This is a genomic window from Micromonospora sp. NPDC049836, from assembly GCF_044465125.1.
In the GTDB taxonomy this organism is placed as follows: Bacteria; Actinomycetota; Actinomycetes; order Mycobacteriales; family Micromonosporaceae; genus Micromonospora.
In genome coordinates this window covers 91,410-106,419 of sequence record NZ_JBITLH010000004.1, presented here as the reverse complement: position 1 = coordinate 106,419, position 15,010 = coordinate 91,410, and the positions used below count along the sequence as shown (strand labels likewise).

Below are 15,010 nucleotides of genomic sequence, written 5' to 3'. Positions count from 1 at the left end.
CCGCTCAGTCCTCGACCTCCGGGCCGAGCAGCCGGATCTCCTCGATGTCGATGGCCGCCTGGAGCTGCCGGAGCACCGCGTCGTCGATCTGGTTGGTGTCCCGTAGCCGGGTGACCTCCCGCCGCTTGCGGTCCAGCGCCGCCAGCCGCAGCTGCCGGGCGGTCTCCCGCTCCTGCTCGTCCTGCTCGCCGCGGGTGGCGCGGACGTCCTCCAGGTGGTCCTGGTAGTCGGCGCGGAGCCGGTCGACCGCGTCCGCCGAGGCGCCGACGTCGACGGCGACCTGCGGCAGCGCCTCCAGGGCGGCCTCGGTGGCCCGGATCCGGGCCAGCCGCACCTCGTCGTCGCGTTCCCGGTCCCCCATCAGCCGGGCCCAGCGGACCACCGCCGGCAGGGTGGTGCCCTGCACCAGCATGATCAGGACGATCACCACGACCGTGATGAAGATGATCAGGTCCCGCTCGTCCACCGGCCCGCCGTCGTGCGTGGTCGCCGGGACGGCGAACGCGGCGGCCAGGGAGACCGCGCCGCGGAAGCCGGCCCAGCCGGTGGCCGTACGCACCCGACCGCTGAAGCGGCGGCCCTGCCGGGACTCCCGCCGGTCGATGCTCTGCAACGCGGCGACCGACAGGTGCACCCAGGCCATCCGGACCGCCACCACGACCAGGACGATCAGCACCGCGATGCCGAGCGACTCGGTCGGCGAGTGGCTGGTGATGCTGCGCAACGAGCGGGGCACCTGCATGCCGAGCAGCACGAAGAGACTGCCGTTGATCATGAAGGTGGAGAGGTCCCAGAAGGCGTACGCGGTCACCCGGGAGCGGGCCCGGATCACCCGGGGCCCGGCGTAGGAGAGCAGCAGGCCGGCGACGACCACCGCGAGGACGCCGCTGGCGTGCACCGCGTCGGCCAGCAGGAAGGCGACGAACGGGGTGAGGATGCTCAGCCCGCCCTCGCGCAGCGCGTCGTCGACGTGCCGGCGGATCTGCACGACCACCCCGCCGACGAGCAGCCCGGCCGCGATGCCGGCGGCCGCCTTGCCGACGAACTGCCCGCCCAGGGCCAGCGCCCCCGGGGCGGCCCCGCCGATGATCACCCCGACGGTCACCGAGAAGAGCACCAGCGCCGTACCGTCGTTGATCAGGCTCTCCGCGCGCAGCGTGGTGAGGATGCCGCGGGGCATCCGCTTGGCCAGGCCGGCGACGGCGGCGGCGTCGGTCGGCGCGAGGACCGCGCCCAGCACCCAGGCCGGCGCGGAGGCGACGCCGAGCGCCTGCGCGACGTACGCGACGGCGACCGTCGTGATGATCACCAGGGCGACCGCGAGCATGGCGATGACCGCGAGGTTGGCCCGGATCTCGCGCAGGCTCACGACCAGGCTCTCCCGGTAGAGGATGGCCGGGAGGAACAGGACCAGCACCAGCTCGGGCGGGAGCGTGACGTTGTCGAACGGCGGCAGCAGGCCGAGCAGGGCGCCCATGGCGATCAGCAGCACGGGCGGGGCCACGCTGTACCGGCCGCCGAGGGTGGTGCCGACGAGCACGGTCGCGCCCAGCACCGTGATCAGCACGAGTGCTTCCACCGCGTACCCCCGTCGCCCGCCGCCCGGCTTCACGGTGCCGCACCGGGTCGGGCCGGCGAGGCGGAACGCGCGAATCGCTACTCAAACCGGCTGGTGTCCCCGGCGCCGCGACGCAGGATCTCCGGCTCGGGACCGGAGAGGTCGACCACCGTGGTCGGCTCCAGGCCGCAGTCGCCGGCGTCGAGCACGGCGTCGAGCTGGTGGTCGAGCCGTTCCTTGATCTCCCAGCCCTGGGTCATCGGCTCCTCCTCGCCGGGGAGCAGCAGGGTGCTGGAGAGCAGCGGCTCGCCCAGCTCGGCGAGCAACGCCTGGGTGACGGTGTGCTTGGGCACCCGCACCCCGACGACGCGCCGGCGCGGGTCCTGCAACCGGCGGGGCACCTCGGCCGTGGCCGGCAGGATGAACGTGTAGCTGCCCGGGATGCAGGCCTTGACCAGCCGGAAGACCGAGTTGTTGACCTTGACGAACTGGCCGAGCTGGGCGAAGTCCGCGCAGACCAGGGTGAACGGGTGCCGGTCGTCGAGCTTGCGCAGGTCGCGGATCCGCTCCACGCCCGCCCGGTTGCCGAGCCGGCAGCCGAGCGCGTAGCAGGAGTCCGTCGGGTAGGCGATCAGGCCGTCGTCGCGCAACAGGTCGACGACCTGCCGGAGCACCCGGGGCTGCGGGTTGTCCGGGTGCAGGTCGTAGTACCTCGCCACGTCGTCAGCCTATGCCCGACCGGCTGATCGGCAAAAAGTCGCCGCGATCAGGTTTGCCGCGCCCGCGGACCGGAAAAGGTGGGGGCCGCTCGAAGAGGGGGGACCACTGATGTCCGAAGCCAGCACAGACCGCGCCGACCGGCCGGCCGAGGTGACCGACCCGCTGCTGTGGAGCCTGGCCGCCGCGGTGGCCGACGCCCACCAGCCCGACGAGGAGCGGATCTGCGTCAGCCCGAGCTGTGTCGGCGCGAGCTGGCCCTGCGCCGCGTGGAACAGCGCCCAGGAAGGGCTGCGGGCCGCCCGGACACCTCGGGCCGCCGGACCGGCGGCGACCGCCGGCGTGCGCCGCGACGACCCGCTCACCGGGTGGTCCACCGTGCCGGCGCCGGCGCCCGCGTCGGAGCAGCAGCTCGCCACCGCCACCGCCGCCTGAGCGGGATCCGGGCCGCGGCCCGCCGGCGGACCACGCCGGTGGTGTGCCGCCGTCGACCCGGCGCGGCCAGGGGAAACGGCCCACGGCTGGCAGGTGCCGGCCGTACCGTCGAGGTATGGCCGTGCGGGGATCCCGACCTTCCGTCACATCCGTCCCCGCGGTCCTCACCGTGGGCGTCGAGGAGGAGTTCCTGCTGCTCGACCCGGTGACCGGGGAGAGCCTGCCGGTCGCCGACCGGGTGCTCGCCGCGCTCTCCGGGCACAGCCGGCGGCAGAGCCGGCAGGAGTTCCGGCACAGCATGGTGGAGATGGTCACGCCGGTCTGCACCGACCTGGCGCGGCTGCGCGCGGAGCTGCTGGCGTTGCGCCGCGCGGCGGCCGGGGCGGCCGACGCGGCCGGGGCGCGGCTGGTCGCGGTCGCCGCCACCCCGGTCTGCGAGCCGCACCGCACCGTGCCGGACAAGGACCGGTACCGGGCCATGTCGCGCCGGTACGGTCCGGTGGCGCACGACCCGGCGGTCTGCGGCTGCCACGTGCACGTCGGCGTGCCCGACCGCGAGCTGGCCGTCCAGGTCTGCAACCGGCTACGGCCCTGGTTGCCGGTGGTGCAGGCACTCAGCACCAACTCCCCGCTGCACGACGGGCACGACACCGGGCACGCGAGCTGGCGCTCCATGCAGTTCGACCGGTGGCCGAGCGTCGGGCCGAGCCCCTACTTCGCCGACGCCGCCGACTACGACCGCACCGTCGCGGACCTGATCGCCGCGGGCGTCATGCTCGACGCCGCGATGGTCTACTGGTACGCCCGCCCGTCGACCGCGTACCCGACGGTGGAGGTGCGGGTGGGCGACGTCTGCCCCACCGTGGACGACACGGTGCTGGTGGCGGCGATGATCCGGGCCCTGGTCGCCACCCTCGTCGACGAGGTCCACGCCGGCCGACCGGCCCCCCGGATCCGCAACTGCCTGCTGGCCGCCGCGCACTGGCGGGCCGCGCACGACGGGGTGGACGGTGAGCTGATCGACCTGATCCGCGGGGGCACCCGGCCCGCCTGGGAGCTGGTCGAGGAGCTGTACGCGGCGGTGACCCCGGCGCTGGTCCGGCACGGTGACCTGGAGATCGTGCGCGGCCAGCTCGACCGGCTGCGCCGCGAGGGCACCGGGGCGACCCGCCAGCGGCGGACCATGGCCGCCAGCGGCGGCGACGTGCGGGCGGTGCTGGACCGGCTGGCCGCGGACACCGTCCGGGGCTGACCCGGGCGGACCGCGCTGGACCGGGTGGCCGCCGACACCGTCCGCGGCTGACCCGGGCGGGCCGCGCTGGACCGGCTGCCGGCACCGTGCGCCGCTGCGCCGGTCAGACCGGCGGGATGCCGGAGCGGCCGAGGTCGGCCATGTCCGGCTCGTCGCGCCGGGGCACCTCGGTCGAGGCGGGCGCGTGCGGCGGGTGGGTCGCCTCGGTCAGGTCCTCCACGGCGGCCCCGCCCAGCTCACGCATCATGTCCGCGACCACCCCGAGCACGGCGGACTTGTCGCCGAACTGCCGGCCCTGGGCGAGGAGTTGGCCGTCGTCGGTCAGGACGGCGAACGCGTACCGGCCGTCGGCCGGGCTGTCGATGACGAACTTCACCGGGTGCCCTTACCCCGGTGCGGGCCCGCCACGCCACCGGCTGGTCAGCCGATCCGGTGGGTTTGCAACCACAGCTCCAGCAGTCCCAACTGCCAGAGCTTGTTGCTGCCGGCGGCGGCCTGCGCCCGGTCCGGGTCGGCCAGCAGCGCCTCGACGTACGCCCGGCGGAACAGGCCCCGGTCCCGCGCGGCCGGCGCGGCCAGTGCCTCGGTGACCAGGTCCCGCACCGGCCCGTCGACGTTGCGCAGGGCGGGCACCGGGAAGTAGCCCTTGGGCCGGTCGACCACCTCGGCGGGCAGCACGGTGCGGGCCACCCGCTTGAGCACGCCCTTGCCGCCCTCGGCGGTCTTGTGCCCGGGCGGGCAGGCCGCCGCGAGCGCGACCAGGTCCTGGTCGAGGAAGGGGGTACGCACCTCCAGCCCCCAGGCCATGCTCATGCTGTCGACCCGCTTGACCGGGTCGTCGGGGAGCATGAGGTGGGTGTCCAGGCGCAGCACGGCGTCGAGCGCGGTGTCGGCGCCGGGCGCCGCCAGGTGCGCCTCGACCAGCTCCCGGCTGGCGTCCCGCGGGCAGCCGTACGCCGGGTCGACGACCTCGGCCATCTCGGCGTGCTCCCGGTCGAAGAAGGCGCCGGCGAACGCCGCGGCCACCTCGTGGCGGGGCACGTCGGCCAGCGGCTGGTGGTAGCCGTAGCCGGCGAAGACCTCGTCCGCGCCCTGCCCGGACTGGGCGACCTTGACGTGCCGGGCCACCTGCTCGGAGAGCAGGTGGAAGGCGACGACGTCGTGGCTGCCCATCGGCTCGGTCATCGCCGCCACGGCCCGGCGCACCGCCGGGACCAGGTCCTCGTCGCCGAGGTGGATGCGGTGGTGGTCGGTGTCGAAGGTGGCGGCCACCAGGTCGGAGTAGTGGAACTCGTCGCCGGCCTCACCGTCGCGGCCGCTGAAGCCGATGCTGAAGGTCTGCAGGTGGTGCTGCCCGGCCTCGGCGAGCAGCGCCACGATCATGCTGGAGTCCAGGCCGCCGGAGAGGAGCACCCCGACGGGTACGTCGGCGACGAGGCGCCGCCGGACGGCGGTGCGCAGCGCGTCGCCGATCGCCTCCTGCCAGTCGCCCGCGTCCAGGTCGGTCCGGGCCGGGTCCCGGACGTAGTCGGGACGCCAGTAGACCCGCTCCCGGCTGCGCCCGTCGGCGTCCACCACGCGCAGGGTGGCCGGCGGCAGCTTGCGGACCCCGCGCAGGATCGTACGGGGCGCGGGCACGATCGAGTGCCAGGACAGGTAGTGGTGCAGCGCCACCGGGTCGATGTCGGTGTCCACGTCACCGGCCCGCAGCAGCGCCGGCAGGGTGGAGGCGAAGCGCAGCCGGCCGGGTCGCTCCGCCAGGTAGAGGGGCTTGATGCCGAGCCGGTCGCGGGCCAGCACGAGCCGCCCCCGGCGGTGGTCCACGAGGGCGATGGCGAACATCCCGACCAGGTGCTCGACGAACCGCTCCCCCCACTGGGCGTACGCGACCAGGATGACCTCGGTGTCGCCGGTGGAGCGGAACCGGTGCCCGGCGGCGGCCAGTTCGGCCCGCAGCTGCGGGTAGTTGTAGACGCAGCCGTTGAAGACGAGGCTCAGCCCGAGGTCCTCGCGGGTCATCGGCTGCGCCGCCGCGTCGGACAGGTCGATGACGGTCAGCCGCCGGTGGCCCAGCGTCACCCAACCCGCGCGGTGCAGGCCCTCGCCGTCCGGGCCGCGCGGGCGCAGTGCCGCGCTCATCCGGGTGACGGCGTCCGCGTCCGGCTCGGTGCCGTCGAACCGGGCTTCCCCGCTGATCCCGCACACGGTCAGCCGGGCCGGGACGTGCGACGAGCGCGGACCATCACACCACCACCCCTGTCTGGCGACCCGCCGGTCGGCACGCCGGCGCCCGGGACTACCCGGTGGCTGCCGGTGGAAACGCTCGAAGCCGCTGGTCAGCGGGGGTCGGGTCGGTGCGGGACGGGCCACCGGGGGCGGCCTCCCGGGCGGCGGCGGAGAGGCCGCCGGAGCAACAAGCCATTGACGATGACGAAACCCGAATCTAACGTCGCTGTGCAAGAGAGCGCTCTCACGGCCGTCCCACCCCGATCCCTCCACGTAAGGGGACTCCCATGACACTCCCCCTCCGGGGCCGCTCCCCCGGCGCCCCGGCGCACCCGCCACGTCGCATCCCCCGCACCCGACGCGCCCTGGCCCTGGCCACCGCGTCGGTGCTGGCCGCCGGCCTGCTCGGCGCCGTCCTGGCCCGGGGCGGCACCGCCGCGGCCGGCACCGTCGGCGCGGGCAGCTACACCGAGACGCTGCCGGCCGGCGCCGCCCTGCCCACCGGCTGCGGCGCCCTCAGCACCAACCCCCGGCTCTTCGTGACCCCCGACGCGCCCGCGGGCGCGATCCCCACCAACGACTGGTGGACATCGCTGCTGTGGAAGCGCAACAACTGCGCCACCAGCGAGAACCTGCACGCCCACCCGCTGGCGTACCGGGCGGAGACCAACGGGCTGGGGCTGTCGTACACCACCACGGCCGCGATCAGCGGCACCGCGACCGGAGTCGGCGAGTACCACTACCCGTACCGGGAGGACCTGCGGGTCGGCGTCGCCGGGCTCGCCGCCCCGGTCGTCAAGGCCGCCGACTGGACGGACTGGACAGTCACCGCCGACTGGAGCGACGGCACCCGCGGCATGCGGGCCACCATCGGCCACGGCCTGCCGTTCAGCTACTACCGGATCAGCGGCGGCGCCGCGCAGCTCACCGCCGCGGCCGCGCCGACCGTCTGGTCGAACAGCGGCGCCACGATCGGCTTCACCGTCAACGGCCACGACTACGTCGGCTACGCCCCGAGCGGCGCGACCTGGACCGTCGCCGGGCCGGTGATCAGCTCGACCCTGGGCGGCAAGGGTTACTTCTCGGTCGCGGTGCTGCCCGGCGGGGCGGACCGGGCCGCGCTGGCCGCCGAATACGGCCGCTACGCCCACGCGCACGTCACCGGCACCCGGATGAGCTACGCGTACGACCCCGCCGCCGGCACCGTGCGCACCACGTACGCCTTCACCACCACCCCGCGCGAGGGCACCGAGACCCGGACCGTGACGGCGCTCTATCCGCACCAGTGGCGCAACCTGACCGGCGCCACCCCGATCACCCCCACGTACGTCTCGCCGCGCGGCGCGATGCGGGTGCTCACCGGCGTCTCGTCGTTCACCACCAGCATGCGCTACACCGGGGTGCTGCCGGAGGTGCCGGCCGTCGGCGACGCCACCGGCGCCGACCTGGCCACCGTCACCGGATACCTCGACGCCGAACTGGCCAACCCGGAGGGCGTCGGCGGCACCGACACCTACTGGGCGGGCAAGGGACTGGGCCGGGCCGCCCGGATCGCCGAGATCGCCGACCAGCTTGGCCGCACCGGGGTACGCGACGCCGCGCTCAACGCCATGAAGGCCCGGCTGACCAACTGGCTCACCGCCGGAACCGGCGAGAGCGGACAGCTCTTCTACTACGACCGCAACTGGGGCACGCTGATCGGCTATCCCGCCTCGTACTCCTCCGACACCGACCTCAACGACCACCACTTCCACTACGGCTACTTCGTCGCCGCCGCCGCGACGGTCGCCAAGTTCGACCCGACCTGGGCCGACGCCACCCGCTACGGCGGCATGGTCGACCTGCTGATCCGCGACGCGAACAACTACGACCGCACCGACAGCCGCTTCCCCTACCTGCGCGACTTCGACATCTACGCCGGCCACGACTGGGCCTCCGGGCTGGCCCCGTTCGGCGCCGGCAACAACCAGGAGTCCTCCTCGGAGGGGATGAACTTCGCCAACGCCCTGATCCAGTGGGGCCAGGCGACCGGGAACCGGGCCGTCCGCGACGCCGGCATCCACCTCTGGACCACCCAGTCCGCGGCGATCGCCGAGTACTGGTTCGACGTGCGGGACCAGAACTTCCCGGCCACCTTCGGCCACCACGCCGTCGGCATGGTCTGGGGCGACGGAGCCGCGTACGCCACCTGGTTCTCCGCCGCCCCCGAGATGATCCAGGGCATCAACCTGCTGCCGGTCACCGGCGGTCACCTCTACCTGGGCGACGACCCCGCCTACGTGCTGACCAACTACGCCGAGCTGGTCACCAACAAGGGCGGCCCACCGACGGTGTGGCAGGACATCCTCTGGGAGTTCCTGGCCCTCGGCGACGGCGACCGGGCGTTGCAGAACCTCCGGGCCAGCGGCGGCTTCACCAGCGAGGAGGGCGAGAGCCGAGCACACACCTTCCACTGGATCCGCAACCTGGCCGCGCTGGGCACCGTGGACACCTCGGTGACCGCCGACCACCCGCTGGCGAAGGTGTTCCGCAAGAGCGGCGCCCGCACGTACGTGGCGTCCAACATCACCGCCCAGCCGCTGACGGTGACCTTCTCCGACGGCACCCGGCTCGCCGTGCCGGCCGGCCGGACCGCCACCTCCGGGGCGCTGACCTGGAGCGGCGGCAACGCCACCGGCGGAAAGGTCGTCCCCACCACCCCGCCGAGCACGCCCAGCGGCTCGCCGTCGCCCACCCCGACCGGCCCGAGCCCGTCGCCGACCAGCCCCAGCCCGTCGCCGAGCAGCCCCAGCCCGAGCCCTTCGACGCCCCTGGCACCGACCCGCTACCTGCTCTCCGGCGGGGCGCTCGGCGCCGCCGCCGGGGCCGCCGGAACGGTGTCGGTGGCCGCGGCCAACGGCAACCACGACGGCACGCCCAGCAACGCCCAGGTGTTCACGGCCACCGGGCTGACCGGCCGGTACACCGGCGGGGCGACCCGCTTCGACCTGTTCCTGGACGCCGGCACGACGGTGGGCAACGGCACCCAGCTACGGGTCTCCTACGACCTGACCGGCGACGGCACCGCCGACCGGGTGGAGACGTACCGCTACTTCGCCACCGACCCGCTCGTCGGCTGGGAGCACTACACCGAGAGCCAGGGCCTGCGCTCGGCCACCGGCACCCTCGGCAACCTGGTCAACGGCACGGTCCGGGTCGAGGTCTGGAACGCGATCGGCACGACCGGGACCAGCCTCGGGGTCGGCAACCGCTCGACGCTGATCCTGCCGTACACCGGCTGACCGGGGCGTCCCCGGCCGCGGTCCACCGCGGCCGGGGCGCCCACCGGCGGTCAGTCCCAGCGGCGCGCGGTGGCCGCGAACAGCTCCGGGTCGCTGGCCACCGGGATGACGCAGAGCAGGTGCCCGCCCGGGGCCCGCAGCACGTGACAGTCCAGCCAGCGGGAGACCGGGGTGGCGCCGAGCCGGCGCAGCCGGTCCACCTCGGCGGCGACGTCGTCGGTCTCGATGTCCAGGTGGTAGCGGGGGGCGTCGTCCACCGCCTGCACCGCGGTGACCAGCCCCGGCACCACGTCACGCAGGCCGGTGAACTGGGGTTCGGCCGGGTCCACCTCGGTGGGCGCGCCGAACGCCGCGGACCAGAAGGCGGCGGCCGGGGCGGCGGCGTCGTGCGGCGCGTCGACGATCAGCGCGTACAGCCGGGAGCGGTGCATCCGCCGAGCCTAGCCGTGGCCGGCGCGGCCGGCACGCCGGCGCGGGTCAGGCGGTCGGGGTGACCGCGCGCAGCCAGGCCTGGGCGATCAGCGCATGGCCGAACGGGGTGGGGTGCACGCCGTCGCGGGTCCACACCCGATCGTCCACGTCGGCCGCCTGGAACAGCGCGTCGACGGCGACCAGCGTCGCGTCGAACTCGGCGGCGAGCCGGCGCACCACCTCGACCTTCGGGTCGAGGTCCGCCCGCCAGCCGCGCTGCGCGTCGTCGCGCGGGACCAGGAACGGCTCGACGAGGACCAGCCGGGCGCCGGTCCGCCGGGTCGCCTCGAGGATGTGCCGGTAGTCCCGGGCGAAGTCGGCGGCGCTGGTCGGGTCGTCGTGGGTGTACCGCCGCCAGGTGTCGTTGACGCCGATCAGCACCGACACCACCTGCGGGGCCAGGGCCAGGCAGTCGGTCTCCCAGCGGGCCCGCAGGTCGCGGACCCGGTCGCCGCTGACCCCCCGGTTGCGCCCGCCGGGGCGGCGGCTCAGGCCCCCGCGGTCGCGGCCCGCCGGACCAGCCGCCGGGCCTCCGCACGCGGCACGCCGGTGGCCCGGAGCAGGTCGTTGGCGGCGGTACGCAACTGCGAGACGACGATAGTGCCGGAGAAGCCCAGGTCCTGCCGGCACGCCGCACCCGCCTCGCGAACCGCGCCGAGCACCCGGTCCCGGGCCGCCAGCGGCTCGCGGGCGTCGAGGAACGCCTCCTGCAGCAGCCGGACCGCCTCGCCGAAGTGCGCCACCGCGGCCGGCAGGTCGGCCGGCACCCGTTCCCCGTCGCGCAGGGTGGTGCCGATCCGGCGGACCAGCGCCCGGCAGTTGCGGAACGCCCGGTTCATGTGGTCCACGCCGCGCCGGTATCCGGCCAGCCGGCGTCGCCGCCACCAGCGGACCGGGGAGAACCGGACCACCTCCTCGGCGGCGCTGAGCGCCTCGCCGAGCCGGTTCAACTCCGGCTGAGCGGCGCGCATCCGGTCCAGCACCTCCTCGGCGGCCCGGGCGTCGCCGCGCGCCAGGGCCCGCGCGGCGGCACCCATCTCCCGGGCGAACAGGTCCAGGGCCGGGCCCGCCACCCGGCGGACCGTGCGCAGCGGGTTGAGCGGGGCCAGGACGAGCACCACGAGCAGGCCGACCACCCCGCCGACCAGCGCGTTCACCGTCCGGGGCAGCTCCAGGTCGGGCGCGGAGGGGGTGAGCGTGGCGACCAGCACGGCCGTACCGCCGGCCTGGGTCACCAGCGCGCCCGGGCCCCGGACCAGCACCGCGGCCGCGACCGCCAGGAAGACGATCACGCCGGTCTGCCAGGGCCCGGTGCCGACCGCGACGATCAACAGGTCGCCCACGGTGATGCCGAGGACCACCCCGACGACCAGTTCGGCGGTGCGCCGGGCCCGGCTGCCGAGCGAGGCGGCGATGACACCGACCGCCGCGGCCGGCGCGAACGTCGGCTCGGGGTTGCCGAAGAGCCGGGAGGCGGCCACCCAGGCCAGGGCGGCGGCGAGCCCGGCCTGCACGGCCACGATGAGGTACGTCCGCAGCCGCCGGTAGGTGTCCCGCCCGGCCCCGCGTACCCGCTCGCCGAGTTCGGCGCTGGCTGCCCGCATGGGCGCGGGTACCCGCGCCCACGCGCGGTCGAACCTCAGGCCGGGTAGGCCATGCCGCCGGTCAACGCCACCATCCCCGGCAGCCGGGTGTCCTGGCGCAGGAACTGCACCACCACCGGCACCGGGGAGCGCAGCACGCAGCCGTACGGCCGGTCCAGCCGTACCGCCTCGGGGTCCACGAGGTCGTTGATCCGCACGTGCCGGACCCGGCGCGCGCCGACCCGCAGCCGGTACGGGCCCACCGGCTCGTCGTCCTCGTAGTAGACGTCGAGGCGCAGCTCGGCGTCCCGGTCGGTGGCGTTGAGCACGCAGAGCTGGTCGAAGCCGGTGAACGCGGGCTCCGGCCCGTGCGCCGGGAAGGGCACGTGCCCGCCGGGCAGTACCCAGACGTGGGCGCCCAGGTCCTGGCTCACCGCTCCTCCAGCAGCCGCGCCAGGTCCGGGGTGAGGAACACCCCGTCCGGGTCGAGGCGCCGCCGGACGGCCTGGAAGTCGTCCCAGCGGGGGTAGAGCGGGCGCAGCTCGCGGGCGGTGAGCCAGTGCTTCTTGCCCCAGTGCGGCCGACCCCCGTACTGCCGGAAGACCGCCTCCATGTCCCGGAAGTACTCCTCGTAGGGCAGCGAGGTGTTCTGCAGGCAGGCGATGGTGGTGGTGGACCGGCCGTAGGCGTTGCTGAGCCAGATGTCGTCCGGGGCGATGGTGCGCACCAGCACCCGCCAGCCGACGATCCGGCGGTGCCGCTCCCGCACCCGGCGGCGGACCTCGGCGAAGCAGGCCGGGAACGCCTCCGACGGCAGCATGTACTCGATCTCCTCGAAGCGCAGTTCCCGCCGCCGGGGAATGGTGCGGTGGGTCGGCCCCACCCGGTTCTCCCGGGGCGGGCTGTCCGGCGCCCGGCCGGCCGGCCAGTTCCGCCGGTCCGCGACGGCGTCGATCCGGTTCAGCACCCGGATCTGGGTCTGGTCGCTGCGCGGATACCAGTAGAAGTCCATGTTGCGGTTGGTGTGCTGGAGTTCGGCCAGGTGGTCGAGGGTCCAGTCGAGGTCCGCGCACCACGACCGCCGGTGCAGGTCGTAGCGGGGTTGCACGTCAAGGGTCATCCGGGTGACCACGCCGAGGGCGCCGAGGGAGAGCCGGGCGGCCGGCAGCAGCTCCGGGTTGCGGTCCGCGGCGATCTCCACCACCTCCCCGGTCCCGGTGACCAGGCGGACGGCGGTGACCTGGGTGCTCAGGCTGCCGAAGCGGATCCCGGTGCCGTGGGTGCCGGTGGCGGTCGCCCCGGCGATCGACTGGTAGTCGACGTCGCCGAGGTTGTCCATGGCCAGGCCGGCGTCGTAGAGCCCTTCGCCCAGCGCCTTGAGCTTGGTGCCGGCCCCGGCGGTGGCGCGCCCGTCGGCGCAGACCACGCCGGCCAGCCGGTCCAGGCTGACCAGGATGCCGTCGGTGCGTACCAGCGGGCTGGACGAGTGGCCCGAGCCGACCGGCCGGAGCGTCACTCCGCTCTCCCGGGCCCGGCGCACCAGTGCCCGCACCGCGTCCTCGTCGGCGGGTTCGGCGTACTCGGCGGGCGTGAAGGAGAGACTGCCGGACCAGTTCACGAACGAGCGTGCCACCCGCGCACCCCCTCTTCCGGCGCCGCCGTGCGGCCCGGTTACCCGCCGTCGCGGCGGGTAACCGCCGGGTCCCGGCCGGTGCGGTGCTGGTGTGGTGCGGTGCGGGAGAGTGGCCGCCGGCCGGGTCACGCCGGTCCGGCGCCACCGCCCGGGCCGCCGGTCCGCGCCGGCACGCTGCGGGTCACCACCCAGCGGTGCTTGCCGATCTTGCGGTCCGGGGTGAAGCCGAGCCGCTCGTAGGTCGACAACGCCCCGTGGAAGAGGAACCCGGCCGGCACCGACCCGGCGTCCTCGGGATATCCCTCCACGGTCCCCCCGCCCAGCTCGGCGATCAGGTCCAGCGCGCCGGCGAGCGCGGCGCCGGCCACCCCCTGGCGTCGATGCCCCTTGCCGACGTAACAGCAGGCGATCCGCCAGTCGGGCGGGGCGGTCAGGCCCTTCTCGTAGGCGGCGCGGCTCTTGATCCGCGGCAGCTCCGCCGGGCTGCCGAACTGGCACCAGCCCAGGCAGGTGTCGCCGTCGAGGACCAGGGCCGCGTGCGTGGTGCCGGCCCGCACCCGGGCCAGCTTGCGGTCGCGGTTCAGCTCCGCCGTGGTCCCCTTGCCCACGCCCTCCGGGTGGAATCCCATGCACCAGCAGCCGCCGAACACCCCGTTGTTCCGCTCGACCAGAGCGGCGAAGGCCGGCCAGGTGGATTCGTCGAGAGGGCGGACCCGGTAGCTGGACGCCATGCCCGGCAACCTAGTCCCGGCCCCCGATGATCGCCAGGCCCGCCCGGCCGCGGTGGTCAGGCGGTGACGTGGGCGCTGTCGCCCCCGGTCGCGGCGAACGCGGTGCCGCTGACCATCCGCGCCTGGTCCGAGGCGAGGAACACCACCAGCGGGGCCACGTCCTCCGGCTGGACCCAGGGCACCCCGAGCGGGGTCTTCGCCCGTTGCAGCTCGATCGCGGTGCGCTCGTCGGTGGCGAGGTCGCCCGAGGGCGTCCGGCCACCCTCGACGATCGCCTGGGCGTACCGGTCCTGGTGGCGGGTGAGCGCCGTGTCGACCAGCCCGGGGATCACCGCGTTCACCGTGATCCCGTGCCCGCCCAGCTCCAGCGCGGCGGACTTGACCAGCCCGATCAGCCCCCACTTCGACGCCGAGTACGCCGACCCGTTCGTCGTGCCGTGCTGCCCCTGCGTGGAGGAGGTGACGATGATCCGCCCGCCGCCCCGGCTGACCAGCAGCGGGGCGAAGACGCGCAGCACGTTGGCGGTGCCGGTCAGGTTGACGTCGATCTGGTCGTGCCAGTCCGGGTCGGTCATCTCCAGCAACGGCCGGAACGCCTGGATGCCGGCGTTGGCGTGCAGCACGTCGACCCCGCCGTGGTCCCGCCGTACCGCCTCGGCCACCGCCCGTACCGCCGCGATGTCGCGCTGGTCGGCGACGTGCGCGGACCACCGTACGCCGGTGGCGGCGACCAGCCGCCCGGTCTCGGCCAGGTCGTCGGGGGTGGCGGGCGGGAAGTCGAGGATCGGGCTGACCGGCCCGGCGATGTCGACGCCGGCCACGTCGGCCCCGGCGCCGGCGAGGGCCACCGCGGCCGCCCGGCCGATGCCCCGGGCCGCGCCGGTGACCACGGCGACCCGACCGGCCAGCGGACGCGTCATCGGCTCGGCTGCGGACATCGCTGCTCACCCCCCACACCGCCGGCGCATGCGCGCCACCGCCGGCGGCGACTCCGGCCGACTTCACCTGCACCGTAGACCGCGCGGCGCGGCCGGCGCCGACGATCGCCGGTTGCCGTGACGGCCGCTCCGCCGGCCCGGCGGCCGGACCGGTCGGTGGGGCGCGGTGGGCGGCGGACGGGCAG

General features: G+C 75.0%; 14 protein-coding genes. 3 read left to right on the top strand and 11 right to left on the bottom strand.

The features are described from left to right. Positions 1-4: 4 nt before the first annotated feature. Positions 5-1,579, bottom strand: a complete 1,575-nt coding sequence (locus ACIBPB_RS12100) for a Na+/H+ antiporter (protein ID WP_396839611.1) — start codon at positions 1,577-1,579, stop codon at positions 5-7. Positions 1,580-1,656: 77 nt separating this feature from the next. After that, complete coding sequence (locus ACIBPB_RS12095) at positions 1,657-2,277, bottom strand: L-threonylcarbamoyladenylate synthase (RefSeq protein ID WP_396839610.1); 621 nt, start codon at positions 2,275-2,277, stop codon at positions 1,657-1,659. A gap of 109 nt (positions 2,278-2,386) precedes the next feature. Between ACIBPB_RS12095 and ACIBPB_RS12090 the strand changes: the two genes are divergently transcribed. Both ACIBPB_RS12090 and ACIBPB_RS12085 read left to right on the top strand, forming a co-directional pair. After that, positions 2,387-2,710 (top strand): hypothetical protein, encoded by a 324-nt coding sequence (locus tag ACIBPB_RS12090; protein ID WP_396839609.1) that lies wholly within the window; start codon positions 2,387-2,389, stop codon positions 2,708-2,710. Between the two features lie 115 nt (positions 2,711-2,825). Further along, complete coding sequence (locus tag ACIBPB_RS12085; protein WP_396839608.1) at positions 2,826-3,962, top strand: glutamate--cysteine ligase; 1,137 nt, start codon at positions 2,826-2,828, stop codon at positions 3,960-3,962. 103 nt (positions 3,963-4,065) lie between these two features. Here the strand turns inward: ACIBPB_RS12085 and ACIBPB_RS12080 are convergent, their stop codons facing one another. Further along, the gene (locus tag ACIBPB_RS12080) at positions 4,066-4,338 is read right to left on the bottom strand and encodes a hypothetical protein (protein ID WP_396839607.1); all 273 of its coding nucleotides are present in this window, start codon (positions 4,336-4,338) and stop codon (positions 4,066-4,068) included. A gap of 44 nt (positions 4,339-4,382) precedes the next feature. Continuing rightward, entirely contained in the window at positions 4,383-6,167 is a 1,785-nt protein-coding gene (locus tag ACIBPB_RS12075; RefSeq protein WP_396839606.1) for an N-acetylglutaminylglutamine amidotransferase, read from the bottom strand. 308 nt (positions 6,168-6,475) lie between these two features. Between ACIBPB_RS12075 and ACIBPB_RS12070 the strand changes: the two genes are divergently transcribed. Then, positions 6,476-9,469, top strand: a complete 2,994-nt coding sequence (locus ACIBPB_RS12070) for a glycosyl hydrolase (protein WP_396839605.1) — start codon at positions 6,476-6,478, stop codon at positions 9,467-9,469. Between the two features lie 50 nt (positions 9,470-9,519). Here ACIBPB_RS12070 and ACIBPB_RS12065 read toward each other — a convergent pair whose 3' ends face one another. From ACIBPB_RS12065 to ACIBPB_RS12035, 7 genes are all read right to left on the bottom strand, one after another. Next, on the bottom strand, positions 9,520-9,900 hold the full coding sequence (locus ACIBPB_RS12065) for a VOC family protein (protein ID WP_396839603.1): 381 nt from the start codon (positions 9,898-9,900) through the stop codon (positions 9,520-9,522). A gap of 46 nt (positions 9,901-9,946) precedes the next feature. Beyond that, entirely contained in the window at positions 9,947-10,432 is a 486-nt protein-coding gene (locus ACIBPB_RS12060; RefSeq protein ID WP_396840090.1) for an SGNH/GDSL hydrolase family protein, read from the bottom strand. Continuing rightward, entirely contained in the window at positions 10,429-11,544 is a 1,116-nt protein-coding gene (locus ACIBPB_RS12055) for an aromatic acid exporter family protein (RefSeq protein ID WP_396839602.1), read from the bottom strand. The genes ACIBPB_RS12060 and ACIBPB_RS12055 overlap by 4 nt, the downstream gene beginning before the upstream one ends. Before the next feature lie 35 nt (positions 11,545-11,579). Then, positions 11,580-11,957, bottom strand: coding sequence for a sensory rhodopsin transducer (locus tag ACIBPB_RS12050; RefSeq protein ID WP_396839601.1), 378 nt, complete (start codon positions 11,955-11,957; stop codon positions 11,580-11,582). Continuing rightward, positions 11,954-13,156 carry a D-arabinono-1,4-lactone oxidase gene (locus ACIBPB_RS12045; protein WP_396839600.1) on the bottom strand — a complete coding sequence of 401 codons (1,203 nt, stop codon included), beginning with the start codon at positions 13,154-13,156 and terminating at the stop codon, positions 11,954-11,956. Before ACIBPB_RS12045 ends, ACIBPB_RS12050 begins: the two co-directional genes overlap by 4 nt. A gap of 125 nt (positions 13,157-13,281) precedes the next feature. Next, positions 13,282-13,887, bottom strand: a complete 606-nt coding sequence (locus ACIBPB_RS12040) for a GNAT family N-acetyltransferase (RefSeq protein WP_396839599.1) — start codon at positions 13,885-13,887, stop codon at positions 13,282-13,284. A 56-nt stretch (positions 13,888-13,943) separates the two neighbouring features. Then, positions 13,944-14,825 carry an SDR family NAD(P)-dependent oxidoreductase gene (locus ACIBPB_RS12035; protein WP_396839598.1) on the bottom strand — a complete coding sequence of 294 codons (882 nt, stop codon included), beginning with the start codon at positions 14,823-14,825 and terminating at the stop codon, positions 13,944-13,946. Positions 14,826-15,010 lie beyond the last annotated feature (185 nt).